This window comes from Vallitalea maricola (assembly GCF_036985595.1).
GTDB classification, from domain to species: Bacteria; Bacillota; Clostridia; order Lachnospirales; family Vallitaleaceae; genus Vallitalea; species Vallitalea maricola.
On the sequence record NZ_BTPU01000197.1, the window covers coordinates 1 to 233 of the forward strand.

At 46.8% G+C, this 233-nt stretch carries 1 protein-coding gene; it reads left to right on the top strand.

Annotation, left to right across the window (positions count from 1 at the left end; translation table 11 throughout):
• On the top strand, nt 1-233 hold a 233-nt coding region (locus AACQ14_RS24940; protein ID WP_339366035.1), incomplete at both ends, for a hypothetical protein.

Sequence of the window (233 nt, forward strand, 5' to 3'; positions counted from 1 at the left end):
AGAAGGTTGCAATACTCTTCTAAAAGGGGAGAAAGGAAGGAAAGAAAAGGGGAGGGGGAGGCGGAAAAAAGAAAGGAAAGAGAAAAAAAGGGGAAGGGAGGGGGGGAGAAAAAGAGGAGAGAGGAAGGGAGGAGAGAGGAAGAAGGAGGAGAAAGGAGGAGAGAGGAAGAGAAGAAGGAGGAAAGAAAGGAAAGGAAAAAGAGAGGAGGAAGGAGGAGGAGGGAAAAAAAAAA